General features: G+C 61.6%; 14 protein-coding genes and 1 tRNA gene. 9 read left to right on the plus strand and 6 right to left on the minus strand.

Going from position 1 to position 17,805, the window contains the following annotated elements:
- Nucleotides 1-4 precede the first annotated feature (4 nt).
- Nucleotides 5-1,153, minus strand: coding sequence for an urea ABC transporter permease subunit UrtB (gene urtB / locus OBACDRAFT_RS29450; protein WP_052361324.1), 1,149 nt, complete (start codon nt 1,151-1,153; stop codon nt 5-7).
- On the opposite strand from urtB, the gene OBACDRAFT_RS29455 reads away from it, so the two are divergent.
- Nucleotides 1,152-1,439: a hypothetical protein gene (locus OBACDRAFT_RS29455; RefSeq protein WP_052361326.1), complete on the plus strand. Its 288-nt coding sequence runs from the start codon at nt 1,152-1,154 to the stop codon at nt 1,437-1,439. The genes urtB and OBACDRAFT_RS29455 overlap by 2 nt on opposite strands.
- Before the next feature lie 584 nt (nt 1,440-2,023).
- On the opposite strand, the gene urtA is transcribed toward OBACDRAFT_RS29455, so the two are convergent.
- The gene (urtA, locus tag OBACDRAFT_RS06290; protein ID WP_043583841.1) at nt 2,024-3,250 is read right to left on the minus strand and encodes an urea ABC transporter substrate-binding protein; all 1,227 of its coding nucleotides are present in this window, start codon (nt 3,248-3,250) and stop codon (nt 2,024-2,026) included.
- A gap of 295 nt (nt 3,251-3,545) precedes the next feature.
- The gene (locus OBACDRAFT_RS06295) at nt 3,546-4,589 is read right to left on the minus strand and encodes an outer membrane beta-barrel protein (protein WP_043583843.1); all 1,044 of its coding nucleotides are present in this window, start codon (nt 4,587-4,589) and stop codon (nt 3,546-3,548) included.
- 307 nt (nt 4,590-4,896) lie between these two features.
- Here OBACDRAFT_RS06295 and carB point away from each other — a divergent pair, with 307 nt between their 5' ends.
- Entirely contained in the window at nt 4,897-8,124 is a 3,228-nt protein-coding gene (carB, locus tag OBACDRAFT_RS25060; RefSeq protein WP_052361331.1) for a carbamoyl-phosphate synthase large subunit, read from the plus strand.
- Between the two features lie 433 nt (nt 8,125-8,557).
- Here the strand turns inward: carB and OBACDRAFT_RS06305 are convergent, their stop codons facing one another.
- Both OBACDRAFT_RS06305 and OBACDRAFT_RS06310 read right to left on the minus strand, forming a co-directional pair.
- Entirely contained in the window at nt 8,558-9,898 is a 1,341-nt protein-coding gene (locus tag OBACDRAFT_RS06305; protein WP_043583845.1) for a thymidine phosphorylase, read from the minus strand.
- Nucleotides 9,899-10,061: 163 nt separating this feature from the next.
- A tRNA-Leu gene (locus OBACDRAFT_RS06310) sits at nt 10,062-10,145 on the minus strand.
- A gap of 101 nt (nt 10,146-10,246) precedes the next feature.
- Here OBACDRAFT_RS06310 and fabV point away from each other — a divergent pair.
- Nucleotides 10,247-11,434: an enoyl-ACP reductase FabV gene (fabV, locus tag OBACDRAFT_RS06315; protein ID WP_043583847.1), complete on the plus strand. Its 1,188-nt coding sequence runs from the start codon at nt 10,247-10,249 to the stop codon at nt 11,432-11,434.
- Between the two features lie 27 nt (nt 11,435-11,461).
- Nucleotides 11,462-11,920, plus strand: coding sequence for a D-aminoacyl-tRNA deacylase (gene dtd / locus OBACDRAFT_RS06320; protein ID WP_043583849.1), 459 nt, complete (start codon nt 11,462-11,464; stop codon nt 11,918-11,920).
- A gap of 15 nt (nt 11,921-11,935) precedes the next feature.
- On the opposite strand, the gene OBACDRAFT_RS06325 is transcribed toward dtd, so the two are convergent.
- Nucleotides 11,936-13,108, minus strand: coding sequence for a Gfo/Idh/MocA family protein (locus tag OBACDRAFT_RS06325; RefSeq protein WP_043583868.1), 1,173 nt, complete (start codon nt 13,106-13,108; stop codon nt 11,936-11,938).
- Between the two features lie 154 nt (nt 13,109-13,262).
- Here OBACDRAFT_RS06325 and OBACDRAFT_RS06330 point away from each other — a divergent pair, with 154 nt between their 5' ends.
- The 5 genes from OBACDRAFT_RS06330 to OBACDRAFT_RS06350 form a co-directional block, all read left to right on the plus strand.
- Nucleotides 13,263-14,048, plus strand: coding sequence for an SDR family oxidoreductase (locus OBACDRAFT_RS06330; RefSeq protein WP_043583851.1), 786 nt, complete (start codon nt 13,263-13,265; stop codon nt 14,046-14,048).
- A gap of 289 nt (nt 14,049-14,337) precedes the next feature.
- Nucleotides 14,338-14,784, plus strand: a complete 447-nt coding sequence (locus OBACDRAFT_RS06335) for a division/cell wall cluster transcriptional repressor MraZ (protein WP_043583853.1) — start codon at nt 14,338-14,340, stop codon at nt 14,782-14,784.
- Nucleotides 14,785-14,877: 93 nt separating this feature from the next.
- Entirely contained in the window at nt 14,878-15,837 is a 960-nt protein-coding gene (gene rsmH / locus OBACDRAFT_RS06340; protein ID WP_043583870.1) for a 16S rRNA (cytosine(1402)-N(4))-methyltransferase RsmH, read from the plus strand.
- A 31-nt stretch (nt 15,838-15,868) separates the two neighbouring features.
- A complete protein-coding gene (locus OBACDRAFT_RS06345) occupies nt 15,869-16,348 on the plus strand; it encodes a hypothetical protein (RefSeq protein WP_043583855.1) in 480 nt (159 codons plus the stop codon).
- A partial coding sequence (locus tag OBACDRAFT_RS06350) for a peptidoglycan D,D-transpeptidase FtsI family protein (protein WP_043583857.1) occupies nt 16,345-17,805 on the plus strand: 1,461 nt, incomplete at its 3' end. The genes OBACDRAFT_RS06345 and OBACDRAFT_RS06350, both read left to right, overlap by 4 nt.

The raw sequence follows: 17,805 nt of genomic DNA on the forward strand, positions 1-17,805 counted from the left end.
GCGGTTAATCGAGGCTGCGGTTGCGGGTGGGGAAGAGGCCGCCTGGTTTCCATTGCAGGAAGAGGATGATGGCGACGAGGACGAGAATCTTGCCCATGACGGCACCGAGGAAGGGTTGCAGAATCTGGTCGATGGAACCGATGCCAAGCGCGGCATAAACGGTGCCCGCGAGGCTGCCTACGCCGCCGGAAACGACGACCATGAAACAGTCCACAATGTGCGACTGGCCGAGGCCGGGGCCGACGTTGCCGATCTGTGCGAGACAGGCGCCGGCGAGTCCGGCGAGTCCGGAGCCGAAGGCGAAGGTGAGCATGTTCACGCGTTCGGTGCGCACGCCCATGCACGAGGCCATGGCGCGGTTTTGCGTGACGGCGCGGATGTAGAGTCCGAAGCGGGTGCGGTTGATGAGGAGCCAGGCACCGGCCACGACAACGACGGCGAAAGCGATCACGAAGATGCGGTTGTAGGTGAAGGTGATGTCGGCGAACTCGATGTTGCCGCGCAGCCAGGCGGGGCTGTTGATCTGAACGTTGGCGGGACCGAAGATCGTGCGGAATCCTTGCTGGAGTGCGAGCGACACGCCCCAGGTGGCGAGAAGGCTTTCGAGGGGGCGACGGTAGAGCCACTGGATGATGCTGCGTTCAAGGACGAGGCCGACGAGGGCGGCGGCGAGAAACGCGGCGGGGAGCGCGGCGAGAAAGTAGTAGTTGTATCCGGCGGAGTCCGCGCCGAACCATCCGGAAAAGAGATTTTGTGTAACGTAGGTGGCGTAAGCGCCGACGACCATGATCTCGCCGTGCGCCATGTTGATGATGCCCATCAAGCCGTAGGTGATGGCGAGTCCGAGCGCGGTGACGAGGAGCACGGAACTGAGGCTGAGACCGCGAAAGGCGGTGCCCCAGAAGTTGACCAATCTGTAGTGACTTTCCACTGACATGACGGCGCGACGGGCGGCGGCGGCGAGTTCGGCGGAGGGATTTGATGAGGAATGGACCGGTGATTGGGCAATCTGGCGTCCTTTGGTGTGTGAGTAGCGAGCGGGGGGGGGGGGGGGAGGTGCCGGGAGCGGCGGCGGCGAGTTCCTTGAGTTGGGCGACGACGCCCAGATGGTGCGAAGTCTGGAGCCGGGAGATGGCGGCGAGTTTTTCGGCATGGGTGCCGTTCTTCAGACGAATGAGGGCAACACCGTCTTCGAGTGCGCGGCGAACGGCGGCGTTTTTTTCACGACCATGAGCGAGGCGGGCTTCGAGGAGTGGAAGGTAGTCGGGGCGCTGTGTCATGCCGAGGCGCTCGGCGGCGGCGCGGCGCGTGGCGGGCGAGGGGTCGGCGAGGTCAACCACCTGGCTGACGTCACGAATGGCGCGACGGATGGCGGCGTTGGTTTCGACGGGCGTGACGGCGTTGGACTGAAAGGCGAGCGGGGTCGGAGAGTCGCCTGATGAGGCGGGTCCGGCAAGGAGGGGTTCTCCTGTGGCGACGGCGATGGCGTTGCGGGTGCCGTCGGGATTGGCGGTGGAGGAAAGGGTGAAGGGGACGCGGACGCCGCCGGGTGTGGCGGCATGGATGTAGAGTTCGCCGGAGCGCCAGGCTTCGAGCACGGGACGGATGCGGGCGTCCTCTTCGTTGAGCAGGGCTCGAATTTGCGAAGGCTGCTCGGCGGGAGGAGCAAGAATGGCGCGGACAAGGGCGCTGTCGCCGGCATCAGCGTCGGATGCGGAGACGGCGGCGGCGGAAACCGCGATGCCACACAAGAGAAGGAGAACAGGCAGGAGACGCATTCTTGGACGAACTGAACTGTATTTAAAAAACGGGGACGGGAGCTGGTCCCGTCCCCGTGCAACAACAACTACAAACCAAGGAAACAAGGCGGCCTCGTTTCCTAAAGTGACACGGGATTTACTTTAAGGAGGAGGAGGAGAGGAGGGCGGGTCTCCCGACCCGCCGACGGTGCGAAGCACCGCCCATCGGATGGCGCGGCTGCGCCGCGTCTGGCGGGTCGGGAGACCCGCCCTCCTCTATCTGCTTACTTGAACTTACCCTTCAGGAAGGGTTCGCCGTAAACTTGTTCGTAGGACTTGAGGATTTTGAACTGACCGTCAGGCAGGGTCTCGCCGATGTAAACGTTCTTGGTGACGTGGTGATTCTTTTGGACGGTGAGCTTGCCGCCGGGGCCGTCGAAGGAAACTCCGGCTTCGAGGACGTCACGGACCTTGTCCACGTCGAAGGAGCCTGCTTTCTCGACCGCGGCCTTCCAGAGATACACGCCGCCGTAGGAGAGAACCATCGGGCTGTTGGTGACACGGCCTTTTTTCTCAATGCCGGGGACGGTGCTCTTTTCGAGCCAGGCGAAGAACTTTTTCTTAAACTCGGCGTTGGCCGGAGTGTCGAGCGACATGAAGTAGCTCCACGCGCCGAGGTGGCCGACGAGATCCTTGGTGGGCAGGCCGCGGAATTCATCCTCGGATACAGAGAACGAAATCACGGGGCAGTCAGCGGAGTCGATGCCGGCATTGGCGAGTTCGCGGAAAAAGGGGACGTTGGTGTCGCCGTTGAGCGTGGACACGACGGCGGCGTCACCAGAGGCGGCGAATTGTTTAATCTCAGCGACGATCTGCTGGTAATCGGTGTGACCGAAGGGAGTGTATTTCTCGATGATCGCCGAATCGGGAATGCCCTTGCTGGCGAGGTATTCCTTCAACACGAGGTTGGTGGTGCGAGGATACACATAGTCGGAACCGAGCAGGTAAAATTTCTTTTTGCCGAGTTCGTTGAGCAGGTAGTCAACACCGGGCGTGGCCTGCTGACCGACGGCCTCGGCGGTGTAGAAGATGTTCTTGGAAAGTTCCTCGCCCTCGTATTGCACGGGATAGAAGAGGAGTCCGTTGTTTTTTTCGTAAACGGGGAGCACGGACTTGCGGCTGACGGAAGTCCAGCAGCCGAAGGTCACGGCGACCTTGTCTTGTTCGAGGAGTTGCGTGGCCTTCTCCGCGAAGAGCGGCCAGTTGGAGGCTCCGTCAACGACGACGGGCTCGATCTTTTTGCCGAGGACACCGCCGGCGGCGTTGATCTCGTCGAAGGCGTAGAGGAGCACGTCGCGCAGGGACGTTTCGCTGATGGCCATGGTGCCGCTGAGCGAGTGGAGAACGCCTACCTTTACAGTATCCTGAGCTTGGATACTTGTGGCGGTGATGGTGATGGCGCCCAGCGCGAGTGCGCCGAGGCCGAGCATGCGATTCATTTTTGCAATCATGGTAGTGGAACAGTGGATCAATGCGGACGGTTGTATTGGATACTACGATACGATTCGGGTTTATTCCCTGACCGGGCAAATGGGCTGACATGGACGCGGACGTGAAATGCTGACAGGAAGGTAAGAAAGCAAAAGGCGTGCCAACATATCTGCACAGGAAGGCGGGGGGGGGGGAGGGGCATCCCGCGACCGGAGAAAAAAAAAGCCGCCGCGAAAATCGCGGCGGCTCGGGAACGAACGGCAATTCTTATGCCTGTTCCGTTCGTAATTTTGTCTCGGTTACACAGCGGAACGCTTAGAACTTGAACAGCGCCTGAACGCCGTAGAAGTATACGTCGCTATCGCCTCCGTTGTTCTTGGTGTAGGAGAGTTCACCGCGGACGCTGAAGTAATCGGTCAGCGCATAGGCGGGCCCAACGGAGAACTTGTAGCCGGAAGTCTTGTAATTTACGTCGGCGTCCTCGTCATACTTATGCTCGCCCTTGATGCCGCTGATGCGGGCGGCGGTGGAGAACTTGTCGGTAATCGCGTAGTTGGCGGAGAGGAGCCAGGCGAAGCTGTAGTAGTCCTCGACATAGGCGAGTTCGGCGCCGAGGGTGAGCTTATCGGTCAGGGCATAGCTGGCCCACAGATCAAGCGTCCAGCTGCTGGAATCAAATCCGGTGTCATTCCCGGAAGACTCGAAGCCTGCGCCGAGGAACACGGTCAGCTTTTCGATGCCGGTGTAGCTGACATAGGCCTCGAAGCCCAAGTCACTGAGATTGCCATCGCCCTGATTGAAGTCATCGCCGAAACCGGAACCAGCCCAAACCGAGTCAACGACGGCAACGCCGGCGGTAAGGGTGTCGTTCACCACGTAATCAGCTTTCACGCCTGAGTGATAGCCAGGCATGGCGACCAGCGCATAGCTGATGAAGTCAGTGTTGATCGCATAGAAGGATTCATAACCGAGGTTGCTGAGGAACTTGCCCACAGTCACGGTGAGTCCACCCTGGCTCCAGTTGACGTAAAGGTCGAGGATGCCGGCCTCGTCGTCGGCGCCGGGGGTGTAGAGGAAGCTGGCGTAACCGCCAAAGTCCTTGTATTGGCCGCGAATGCCAAACTTGACTTGGTCATAGCTTCCGGAATCGAACAGACTTCCATCGTTTGTGTTCGTTCCGCTCACGTGGGTGATCGTGCCGGCAACGGCAGCATAGCCATCAACGAACAACTGGAGGTCGTTGTCGAGTTTGTTGGGATCTTGACCGACGGTTTTGATGGCAACCTCGGCGGAAACCGGAATGCTGGCAACGGCGGCGAGCGCGGCGGCCAGACCGGCGGTTTTTAGGTATTGTTTCATTGGTATTGGTATTGGTACTTTGGTTTTTTGATCCCGCCCATGTTCCAAGACCCAAATACAGCAAGACCCAAGTCTTGAAGTCGTCAGGATTTGGTGAGCAGGTTCGCTTACCTGTAGCCGGAATAATGCCAGTTTCAGCCAAAAAAAGGCCCTCGACCCTATATGCCATTGTTTTGCTAAAAGACTCCTAGCCTGCTCATTGGAGGCGAAGCATCTTCGCTGATACCAAACATTTTCCATTGTTGGCAGATATTCGATTTGTCGCCCGTGCGTCCCGGCCCACACTTCCGCGCCAAACCTCCACCAAATGGCGAAACGCAACGATATCCACAAAGTCCTCATCATCGGCTCCGGTCCGATCGTAATCGGTCAGGCCTGCGAATTTGACTACTCCGGCACCCAAGCATGCAAAGCCCTGCGGGCCTGCGGGTACCAGATCGTTTTGGTCAACTCCAACCCGGCCACCATCATGACCGATCCCGTCATGGCCGACGCCACCTACATTGAGCCGCTCAACGTCGCCCGCCTCGAACAAATCATCGCCAAAGAACGCCCCGACGCCCTCCTCCCCAACCTCGGCGGCCAGACCGGCCTCAACCTCTCCCTCGAACTCTCCAAAAAAGGCATCCTCCAAAAATACGGCGTCGAAGTCATCGGCGTTAACCTCGACGCCATCGAACGCGGCGAAGACCGCGAAATTTTTAAGGAAACCATGCGCGCCCTCGGCATCGGCCTGCCCGACAGCCGCATCGTCCACACCGTCGAGGAAGCCGAACTCGCCGCCGCCGAACTCAACTACCCCGTCGTCGTCCGCCCCGCCTACACTATGGGCGGCACCGGCGGCGGCCTCGTTTACAACATCGACGAACTCCGCACCACCGTTGCCCGCGGCCTCTCCCTCTCGATGACCACCCAATGCCTCATCGAACAATCCATCCTCGGCTGGGAAGAACTCGAAGTCGAAGTCGTCCGTGACGCCTCCGGCAAGATGATCACCGTGTGCTTCATCGAAAACGTGGACGCCGTCGGCGTGCACACCGGCGACTCCTTCTGCACCGCCCCCATGCTCACCATCCCCGCGGACGTGCAGAAGCAACTGCAAGAAATCGCCTACAAAGTCGTCGAGTCCATCGGCGTCATCGGCGGCACCAACGTCCAACTCGCCCGCGATCCCGCCACCGGCCGCATCGTCATCATCGAAATCAACCCCCGCACCTCACGCTCCTCCGCCCTCGCCTCCAAGGCCACCGGCTTCCCCATTGCCCTCGTCTCCGCCCAACTCGCCACCGGCATCAACCTCGCCGACATCCCCTACTGGCGCGACGGCACCCTCGACCGCTACACCCCCTCCGGCGACTACGTCGTCGTCAAATTCGCCCGCTGGGCCTTTGAAAAATTCAAAGGCGCAGAAGACAAACTCGGCACCCAGATGAAAGCCGTTGGCGAAGTCATGAGCATCGGCAAAAACTACAAAGAAGCCTTCCAGAAAGCCATCCGCTCCCTTGAAAACGGCCGCTCCGGCCTCGGCTTTGCCAAAAACTACAACACCCAGACCAAGGACGAACTCCTCGCCCAACTCCGCTTCGCCACCAGCGAACGCCACTACATCATGTACGAGGCCCTGCGCAAAGGAGCCACCGTCGCCGAACTCCACGCCCTCACTCACGTCAAAGCCTGGTTCATCGAACAAATGCAGGAACTCGTGCAACTGGAGGAAAAACTCCTCGCCTGCAAATCCGCCACGCCCGACGCCACCCTTGCCGCCATCCCCCCCCCCCTCCTCCGCCAGGCCAAACTCGACGGCTTCGCCGACAAATACCTCGCCAAAATCCTCGGCGTACCCGAATCCGCCATACGCGCCCGCCGCACCGCCCTCGGCCTCGTTGAAGGCTGGGAAGCCGTCCCCGTCTCCGGCGTCAAAAACGCCTCGTATTATTTTTCCACTTACAACGCCAAGGACACCACCACCGCCAGCACCGAACCCAAGAAAGTCATGATCCTCGGCGGCGGCCCCAACCGCATCGGCCAGGGCATCGAATTTGACTACTGCTGCTGCCACGCCGCCATGGCCCTCCGCGAAGCCGGCTACGAAACCATCATGGTCAACTGCAACCCCGAGACCGTTTCGACCGACTACGACACCTCCGACAAACTCTACTTCGAACCCCTCACCGTGGAGGACGTCCTCCAAATCCACGCCAAAGAACGCCCCATCGGCGTCATCGTCCAATTCGGCGGCCAGACCCCCCTCAACATCGCCCGCGAACTCGCCGCCAACGGCGTGCGCATCCTCGGCACCAGTATCGACACCATCGATACAGCCGAGGACCGCGACCTCTTCCGTCAGATGATGGAACGCCTCGACATCCCCATGCCCGAATCCGGTATGGCCTCCACCATCGACGAGGCCATCTCCGTCGCCAACCGCATCGGCTACCCCATCATGATCCGCCCCTCCTTCATCCTCGGCGGACGCGGCATGGAGATCATTTACGACGAAGACATGCTCCGCGAATACGTTGCCAAGGCCATCGACGTCTCGCCCGAACGCCCCCTCCTCCTCGACCGCTTCCTCCAATCCGCGCTCGAATGCGAGGCCGACGCGCTCGCCGACGGCAAGGACGTCTTCATCCCCGCCGTCATGGAGCACATCGAACTCGCCGGCGTCCACTCCGGCGACTCCGCCTGCGTCATCCCGCCCGTCACCATCCCCCAAAAACACCTCGACACCATCAACGCCTACACCCGCAAGATCGCGCAGGAGTTGAAAGTCGTTGGCCTGATGAACATGCAGTACGCCATCGAGAACGACAAAGTGTACGTCCTCGAAGCCAACCCGCGCGCCTCCCGCACCGTCCCCCTTGTATCCAAAGTCTGCAACGTGCAGATGGCCCGCATTGCCACGCAACTCATGCTCGGCGCCAGCATCCCGAAGATGAAGCTCACGCACAAAGTCATCCCGCACCACGGCGTGAAGGAATCGGTGTTCCCCTTCGACAAATTCCACGAAGTCGATCCCATTCTCGGCCCCGAAATGCGCTCCACTGGCGAAGTCCTCGGCCTGTCCACCGACTTCGGCCTCGCCTTCTGCAAGTCGCAGGAAGCCGTGCAAACCCCGCTCCCGACCAAAGGCACCGTCCTCATCAGCGTATGGGAACGCACCGCGCAGGTTTTGGAAATCGCGCGCACCTTTGTTGAGTGCGGCTTCAAACTCCGCGCCACCACCGGCACACGCGGCTTCCTGGCCGAGAACGGCATTGCCGCCGACCTCGCCATCAAGATCAACGAAGGCCGCCCCGACATCGCCGACGACATCAAGAACGGCATCGTGCAATTCATCGTCAACACGCCGATCAGCAAACGCGTCAGCCAGGTGGACGACTCGTACATCCGCAAAGCTGCGATCAAATACAAAGTCCCTTACATGACCACGCTTGCCGCCGCCGTTGCCAGCGCCAAGGGCATCGCCGCCCAATGCAAAGGCACTGCCAGCAGCCTGCGTTCGCTCCAAGAATACCACGCCGCGATCAAATAACTGTAGCCATTTGATACCTTTGCTACCTGGTAGGGAGGCCTCTCCGAGGCCTCCGCCGTGCGTAGTGTGAGAATGCGAAATTCATAGGTAGACGGAGCGCGGTTTCGGAGGCCTCGGACGGAGCGCAGCAGCGCGCAGATGGCATCGCCGAAGGCGATGGCCCGAAGGGCTGCCCTCGGCAGAGGGCACAAAGGCCTCCCTACCGTCAATACAACGGCTACAGTTTTGAATAACATGCTCTACTCCAGCCGGCTGTCACGCCGGTGGATGCTGGCGATTTCACCGGTCCGCGGATCATAACCGAGTTCGGTAAGTGTACAAAACAAAACCCCGGCTGAACCTGAGACACAGCCGGGGTCTGGTGTTAGCTGGCGAAGGGTCCGCTTGCTAAAGCAGCCCATCGCCATGCGTTATGCCATATAGCAGTATTCCGTTACGCCACGCGCTCAACAACGAGCGGCGGAGGCGTAGGACGTTTGGGAGCCAAGCGATACGCTTCCTTGAAATGGTTGAGCGCGGCTTCGAGCTTCGACTCGTCGTTGTAGTGAATCATCATGAGCGGCTCACCCTGCTTGACCTGGGTGCCCACCTTTTTGATCTCGGATACACCCACAGCGTGATCGACCTTGCCACTCTCGTCAGGCGCGATGCCGAGCAGTTGCACCCCACGGGCGATCATCGATGCATTGATCGTGTGCACGTAACCGCGCTTGGGGGCGGGCAGCTTGCGAATGTATTTCGCCTTCGGGAACTTGTCAGGAGTTTCGATATAGGACGGGTCGCCCCCTTGGGCCTTGACGAGATCCTTGAGTTTGCCGAGCGCGGAGCCGTCCGTAAGGTGGCGTTCCACGGTCTGCTTGGCGGAGAGGGTCGAGCCCGCGACGCCGGCCAGACGCACGATTTCCATGCCGAGCTTGAGCACAAGTTCCTTCATGTCCTCGGGACCTTCACCCTTGAGAAGCTGGATGGCCTCCTTGAGTTCGAGCGAGGTGCCGACGGAATCGCCGAGCGGCTGGTTCATGTCGGTGACGAGCGCGACGCAGCGGCGCTTCATGGAGCGACCAACGCGAGTCATGGAACGGGCAAGTTGCTTGGCCTGTTCAAGATCCTTGATGAAGGAGCCGTTGCCCCACTTCACGTCGATGACGAGACCTTCGCTGCCTTCGGCGAGCTTCTTGGAAAGAACGCTGCCAGTGATAAGCGGGAGGCTGGGAATGGTCCCGGTCTCCTTGCGAATAGCGAGGAACTTGGCATCGGCCGGGGCCAGATCGTCGGACTGCGCGCAAATGGCGCCGTTGATCTTGGCGAGCTGGTTCTTGAATTGCTCGATGCTGATCTTGGGCTTGAAGCCAGGGACGGAGGAGAGCTTGTCGAGCGGGCTGATGATATGGTCGTGCTCGGGTCCGCACATCATGGGGACCACAACACCCGCAGCCATGGCCAGAGGGACGAGAACGAGCGAGGTTTTGTCGCCGACGCCGCCCGTAGTGTATTTGTCGATCTTGGGCTTGGCGATTTCGGAGAGGTCAATGACTTCGCCGGAGAGCATCATTTCTTCGGTCAGGACGGCCGTTTCCTGGGCCGACATCTGGCGGAAATAGATCGCCATCAGCAAGGCGGCCAGTTGGTGCTGAGGCATTTCTCCGTCGAGAGTGGAATCGATGATGTAGCGAATCTCTTCCTGAGTGAACTCTTGACCATCGCGTTTCTTCTCAATCAACGAGTTGAACGACGGCTTGATAAACCTCCTTTGAGGAATGGTGCGTTTTGACATGTAGTAAAGGTTGGCTATGCGAATGAACAGGCCGATTGGCCGTAAAAAGTTTAAAAAGAGAACGTCTCCCCCGGAAAAGTCGAGCTTATTTAAGCCCTGCACGCTACATGCAATCGTCATGGCCCATGAACGGCTTTTCCCGTGGAAGGTCGTTTCGTAGAAGTGGTGCCCGGGACAGGGATCGAACCTGCACGCCTTGCGGCAAGGGCTTCTAAGACCCTCGTGTCTGCCATTCCACCACCCGGGCACGGGCAGGGGACGCCAAGATGGCGGCGAGGGATTAGGCTGCGCAAGTTCGGAATCAAGTCTTGTCTCCCCGCGTCCGGCCTCAAAATCTTCGCGCCCATTATGGTCATTAAACCCAAAGTCCGTGGATTTGTTTGCATTACCGCCCACCCCGCCGGCTGCGCCGCTCATGTGCAGGAGCAGATCGACTATGTGAAAGCCCAGCCGCCCCTCAAGAATGGCCCCAAAAAGGTCCTCGTGATCGGCGCCTCCACCGGCTACGGCCTCGCCTCCCGGATCAGCGCCGCCTTTGGCTCCGGCGCGGCGACCATCGGCGTCTTCTTCGAACGCCCTTCCGACGACGACAAAACCGGCTCCGCAGGCTGGTATAACACCGCCGCCTTCACCACCGCCGCCAAGGCCGCCGGCCTCTACGCACGCAATTTCAACGGCGACGCCTTCTCCGACGCCCTCAAGGCCGACGTTCTCGCCGCCATCAAGGCCGACCTCGGCCAGGTGGACCTCATCGTTTACTCCCTCGCCTCCCCGCGCCGCACGCATCCCAAGACCGGCGTGGTTCACAAGTCCGTCCTCAAACCCGTCGGCCAGTCCTACACCAACAAGACCGTCGATACCGACAAGGGCATTGTCAGCCAGATCACCATCGACCCCGCCAGTGAGACCGAGATTACCGACACCGCCGCCGTCATGGGCGGCGAAGACTGGGAGATGTGGATCAACGCCCTCTCCGACGCCGGCCTCATCGCCCCCGGCGCCACCTCCGTCGCCTACTCCTACATCGGCCCCGAAGTCACGTGGCCCATCTACAAAAACGGCACCATCGGCCTCGCCAAGAACGACCTCGAACGCGCCGCCAAATCCATCAACGCCACGCTCAAGACCCACGGCTACGGACGCGCCTTCATCTCGGTCAACAAAGCGCTCGTCACCCAGGCCAGCTCCGCCATCCCGGTCGTGCCGCTCTATATTTCGATCCTCTACAAGGTCATGAAGGCGAAGGGCACGCACGAAGGCTGCATCGAGCAAATCCAACGTCTTTTCGCCGGACAAATGTATGGCGGCGGCGGACTCGAATTTGACGATGCGGGCCGCGTTCGCATCGACGACTGGGAAATGGCCCCCGACATCCAGGCCGAGATCAACAAAATCTGGCCCGAAGTCACCACCGAGAATCTGGCCGCCCTCACCGACATCGAAGGCTACCGCACCGAATTTCTGAAACTCTTCGGCTTCGGCCTGTCCGGCATCGACTACGACGCCGATGTGAACGCGAACGTCGCGCTCGGTTGATTAAGCCGGCCAGTTGAATTCGAACGATTGAGAGTCGTCGTCCAACGCGTTGCCTCCGCGTCCGTCAGCATCGACGGACACATTGCCGGCCAGATCGGTCCCGGTCTGCTGCTTCTGCTCGGTATTGCTCCAACCGATACCGAAGCCGACGGCGAATGGCTCGCACAAAAAATCGCAAAGCTGCGTATCTTTTCCGACGATACGGGCGAGATGGCCCGCAACGTCGCCGAAATTGCCAGCGGCGGCGTGCTGGTGATCAGCCAGTTCACGCTCTTCGCCAGCACGCGCAAAGGCACTCGCCCGTCCTTTCATGCGGCGGCCCCGCCCGATGTCGCCCGTCCGCTTTACGAACGTTTCCTCGCCCAACTGGAAATCGCCCTCGGCGGTCGCCGCGTCGAGCGCGGCGAATTTGGCGCGATGATGCACGTCGCCCTCGTCAACGACGGCCCCGTAACGCTCATCATCGACACCCAAGCCCGCGAGTAACGCGAAAGTTTGTCCTCACAATTTCACCACGCGCCCCTCGCGGGCCGACTGGTAAACGGCGTTGATCAACTGCACTGCGGCCCGGCCCGCCGCGCCATCGACCAGCGGACGACCACCCGCGCGAATCGTGCGGATGAAATCCAGCAACTGCGCCCGGTGCGCATCGCCCCACTTCCACGCCTTGTCAGCAGGCTCCACCGGAATCGGCGTCGCGCCTGTGCTCGCGCCCGTGGACGGCGCGCGGGGGGGGGGGGGGGGGGGGAGCTTTTCATCGGCCTTGGCATGATGCACCGCCGAGCGCGTGCCGCCGGTCGCCACTTGCAACGCGTGCTCCGTGGCGTGTCCGCCGGTGAGGGTGTCGCGGCCCTTGATCGCCAGCGTGTGCAACTCGTCGCCCTCGATGATCGCAGTCCCCTCGGTACCCGTGATGGCAATACGCGCAGGGAAACCCGGATACGTTGACGTGCTCGCCATGAGCGTGCCGATGGCGCCGTTTTTGAATGTCAGCGTGGCCGTCACCACATCCTCCACCTCGATGCGTTCGTGCGCCGCCGTGCGCATCTGCGCGAACACGCTCTCCACCGGCCCCGCCAGCCAGAGCATCAAGTCGAGCGTATGCACGCCCTGGTTCATGAGGCAGCCCCCGCCATCCAGCGCCCACGTGCCGCGCCAGTCGCCCGAGTCGTAGTAGTCTTGCGTCCGATACCACGGGATGCGCGCGTCGGCAAAAATCAGTTTTCCCAGTTCCCCGCGCGCCACGGTGCTGTGCACCAGTTGCGAAGCCGGGTCGAAACGATGTTGCGAAATGACGGCGAACTGGCGTCCCGCCTTTTCCGCGGCGGCGATCAGCATGTCGCACGCGGCCACCGACACATCCATCGGCTTTTCCACCACCACATGCTTGCCTGCGGCAAGCGCCTCCACGCCCAACTTGGCGTGCAACCCGCTGGGCAGGCACAAAGTCACGGCCTGAATCGCCGGGTCGGCCAGCAGGTCACGCCAGGAAATAACCTTGAGGCCGAACTCCGCCGCGAATTTCTCGGCGCGCTCCGGCACCTCGTCGCAGCAGTAGGGAAGGCGGGCATCCTCACGGAGGGCGAGCAGGGCCTTGGCTTGAGTGGGGGCAATGGCTCCGCAACCAACGAGAGCGAAGGTAACGGGTTGTCCGACGGACATATTTTGGCTCATGGGAAAGAGAAAAACAAAAAAGAGAAACGGAGAGAGTGAGAGACGAAAGCGGTGAGTCCTGTTTTTTTTAGGGCGCGGGACAACTGAAAATTGATTCACAACGGGTGCCTGTGCGTGCTCCCAAGCGCAAATAGAGTGCGCGGTTCTTATTCAAATGAGCGCTCCTGATTATCTTTCCTCGGTATTTTCCCTTCAAAATCGCGTTGCCGTCGTCATAGGCGGCACGGGCGAACTCTGCGGCGCAATGGCCGAGGGCCTGGCCGGTGCCGGCGCCCACGTTGTCCTTGTCGGCCGCAACGCCGAAAAAGCCAAGGCGCGCATCGACCGCATCGCCGCCATCGGCGGCTCCTCCAGCTTCCTTGCCGCCGAAGCCAGCGACAAGGCCCAGATCGAAAAACTCCTCGCCGACGTCCTCGCCCGGCACGGCAAAGTGGACATCGTGATCAACGGCGCGGGCATCAACTCCGCCACGCCCTTCCTCGACATCACCGAGGAGGAGTGCGACCGCATCCTGCGCGTTAATTACAAAGGCGTTTTCCTCGGCTGTCAGGTATTCGGAAAATATTTCCTCGAACGCGGTGAAGGCGGATCGATCATCAACCTCGGTTCCATGTCCGGGCTCATCCCCCTCTCGCGTGTCTTCACCTACTCCGCGAGCAAGGCGGCGGTGCACAACCTCTCCAAAAACCTCGCCCGCGAATGGGCGCCCCAACGCATCCGCGTCAACACGGTGGTCCCCGGCTTTTTCCCCGCCGAGCAAAACCGCAAAGTCCTCACCCCCGAACGCGTGACATCAATCATGGGCCACACCCCGATGAAACGCTTTGGCGAGGCCAAGGAACTCATTGGTGCCACGCTCCTTCTGGCCAGCGACGCCGGCGCCTTCATCACCGGTTCCGAGATCGTGGTCGATGGCGGCTACCACGCCATGACCATCTGACGCCGTCTGCCTCTGCACACGCATCCATCCCGCTGTATAAACTGCCCTTTTATAAAAACTAAAAACTCACGGAGGAGACCCGCTGCGGTCTCCTCCGTTTTTTTTGCCCATAAAACCCCTCCAAACGTAAAGCGACGCCCACTTTTCACTATCCGCACCGCCAGTTATTCACCATATTGTGAATAACTTTCCCTCAAAATGGCCTGTTTATAGAGGGAGTTTTCTTGACCCGGTGGGGGAAAATGGGGCGAAATGGGGCATATTGGGGGACACGACAGCTCTCCACCTCATGGCAAACGCAGGCACAACGACCTATTCGGGCGAATTCCGGCCCACCCTCGACGACAAGAATCGCGTCACGATTCCGTCGGCCTGGCGTTATGTGCACTCCGAGAACGACGAGTTTCTCGCCATCCCCCAAACCGACGGCTCCATCAACATCCTCCCCCCTGACGCCACCGCCCGCATCCGCGAAAAAGCCGCCGCCATCCCCATCTCCAGCGTCCAAGGCCGTCAGGTCATGACCCGCCTGTTCGCCAGTTCGCGCACCGTCACCTTCGACAAACAAGGCCGCATCGCCATCAGCGACGCCCACCGAGCGCACGCCAAAATCGACAAGGAAGTCGTCCTCGTCGGCTCCGGTGACCGCTTCGTTATTTATAGCCCCGAACTCTGGGAGCAGATCAGCAAACCGCAGGACGACGACAACGACATCCTCGCCAAACTCGGCATCTAAGCCCCACCGATGCCCGCCGCCACTCTCAACCTCGCCAGCACCACCGCCACCGCCCTTTCAGCCTTCATCCTTCAGCCTTCAGACCATCCCCGCATGCCCGCCGCCGGTCATATTTCCGTCCTCCTCCAGCCCACGCTTGAGCTACTCGCTCCGCGGGCCGGCGGACGCTATCTTGACTGCACCTTTGGTGGCGGCGGCCACACCCGCGCCCTTCTCAACGCCGCTCCCGACACCCGCGTCGTCGCGCTCGACCGCGACCCTGCCGCCCTCCCGCGCGCCGCCGCGCTCGCCGCCGAATACGGCTCCGACCGCTTCCAACTCATTGACCGCGATTTTGGCCGCCTCGCCGAACTCGCCGCCACGCACCCGGCCTTCCTCCCTCCCCCCCCCCCCCCCCCTTTGGACGGCATCCTCTTCGACCTCGGCGTTTCCTCCTACCAACTCGACGACACCGACCGCGGCTTCTCCTTCCGCGCCGACGCCCCCGCCGACATGCGCATGGACCCCCGCACCGGCGTCCCCGCCTCCCTCTGGCTGGAAACCGCCACCGACGACATGCTCCTGCGCGCCATCCGCGACTACGGCGAAGAACGCCACGCCACCCGTGTCGTCCGCGCCATCAAAGACGCCCGCGGCACAGGAACCCTCTCCCGCACTGCCTCGCTCGCCGAACTCATCGCCAACGCCATTCCCGCCCGCGACCGCTTCTCGGCAAAAATCCATCCGGCAACCCGCGCCTTCCAAGGCATCCGCATCGCCATCAACGACGAACTCGGCGCCCTCGAACGCGCCCTCCCTGCCGCCTTTGCGCTCCTCCGTTCCGGCGGCGTCCTTGCCGCCATCAGCTTCCACTCCCTCGAAGACCGTCCCGTCAAACAAGCCTTCCGCCGCTTCTGCGGACAACCCGAAAGCCACGACGACCACCGCCCGGCCGATCTTCGGGAAAAATTCGCCGAACCCCTCACCCGCAAGCCCGTCACCCCCTCCGACGACGAACTCGCCGCCAACCCCCGCGCCCGCTCCGCCAAACTCCGCGCCATCCGCAAACTCTAGACACCCGGCCCACGCACAACACGCCCCCGCCATGAAAACCAACACCCAGCATGCCTTCGTCAATCAGCTCCTCATCGGAACGCTGGTCGTGTTCGTGCTGGGCGGCGGGGCCGGGCTAGGCACTGTCTGGCTGCGTCACCAGATTTCCATTACAGCCAATTCCACCCTTCGCGCCGAGCAGCAGATCGCTGAAATCGAGCGCAGCCTTGCCGAAGTCAACACCCGCATCGCCTCCGAGCAATCACCCGACACCCTCGAACGCCGCAACCGCAACCTCCGCCTCGACCTCGCCTTTCCCGCCAGCGACCGCATCGTCCGCGTCTCCGAACCCGTCGAGCAAATCCTCGCCCGCAAGCGCAACCAGGAACTCTTCAACAGCGACACTGCCGCCACTGCCCGCGGCTTGGACTCCGTCCGTTTCACTGTCGATCCCGCCGACGCCCGCGCCGGCGTCCCGCGCAACACCACCCCTGACAATGGAGGCGGCATCACGCCCGTGCGTCGTCAATGACATCCGCCTCCCGTGGTTTCGCCAGCAACTACCGCATAATCCTCGTCGCCAGCCTCGTCGTCCTGGCCTTTGCCGGCATTGGCTGGCGGCTGGCCGACCTGCACATTCTTAGCCGCGAGGACTACGTCGCGAAACTCGACCGCGCCCGCCACCGGTTGGAACGCCTCCCCGCCCGCCGTGGCGACATCCGTGGCGTTGACCGCCTCGGCAGGCCCAGCGAAATCCTCGCCACCTCCCGCACCCTCATCCACCTCGGCGTGGACCCCCAGATCGTGCGCCCCGAGGACAACGACAAACGCCCCGAACTCGCCACCCTCCTCGGCCTCCCCCTCGCCCAAGTCAACCGCATCATGGACACCAAGACGCGCCCCTCCCCCGCGTCCCCTCCCTCGCTCATCTCCTCCTCCGCGACCAACGACACCGAAAACGAATCCGACGCCGACGACATCAACCCCGACACCGGCACACGACTCATCCGCTGGGCCAAACTCAGCGACACCGTCGAAGAATCCACCTACGCCAAAATCCTCGCCCTCAAAATTCGCGGCATTTACGGCAACCGCACCTACACCCGCGCCTATCCCCAGCGCTCCATTGCCGCGCACGTCATTGGCTACATCAACAAAGAAGGCACCCCCTCCGGCGGCGTCGAAGCCTTCGCCGACTTCTACCTGCGCGGCCAGGACGGCTGGCGCGAATCCGAAAAAGACGGCCTCCGCCGCGAACTCGCCCAATTCCGCATCCGCGAAGTTCCCCCCAGCGACGGCTACGACGTCGTCATCTCCATCGACACCGTCGTCCAGCACATCGTCGAACAAGAGATGGACAACCTCGTCGCCACCTTCCGCCCCGCCAAAGCCACCATCATCGTCAGCGAACCCGACAGCGGCTTCCTCCTCGCCCTCGCCAACTACCCCACCTACGACCTCAACAACTACTCCACCACCCCCATCGCCGTGCAGCGTAACGTCGCCGTCACCGATCTCATCGAACCCGGCTCCACCTTCAAGATCGTCGCCGCCTCCGGCGCCCTCAACGAACGTATCGTATCGCCCGATACACGCTTCAACTGCGCCCCCGGCACCACCGTCCTCTATCGCGGCAAAGTCCGCCGCCTCATGCGCGACGACCACGCCGACGACATTCCCCTCACCGTCAGCGAAATCATTTCCCGTTCCAGCAACGCCGGCGCGGCCCAGCTCGGCATCCTCCTTGGCGACCGCAAATTCTACGACTACGCCCGCGCCTTCGGCTTCGGCGAGAAAAGCGGCTTCCCCCTCGGCTACGAAGAAGGCGGCATCTTCGCTCCGCCCGAAAAATGGAGCGACATCGACATCACCCGCATTCCCGCCGGTTACTCCATCGCCGCCACCCCCCTGCAAATTCACTACGCCATGGCGGCCATTGCCAACGGTGGCACCCTCATGACCCCCCGCATCCTCCGCGAAGTGCCCGAA

It is taken from the genome of Geminisphaera colitermitum TAV2, assembly GCF_000171235.2.
GTDB lineage: Bacteria > Verrucomicrobiota > Verrucomicrobiia > Opitutales > Opitutaceae > Geminisphaera > Geminisphaera colitermitum.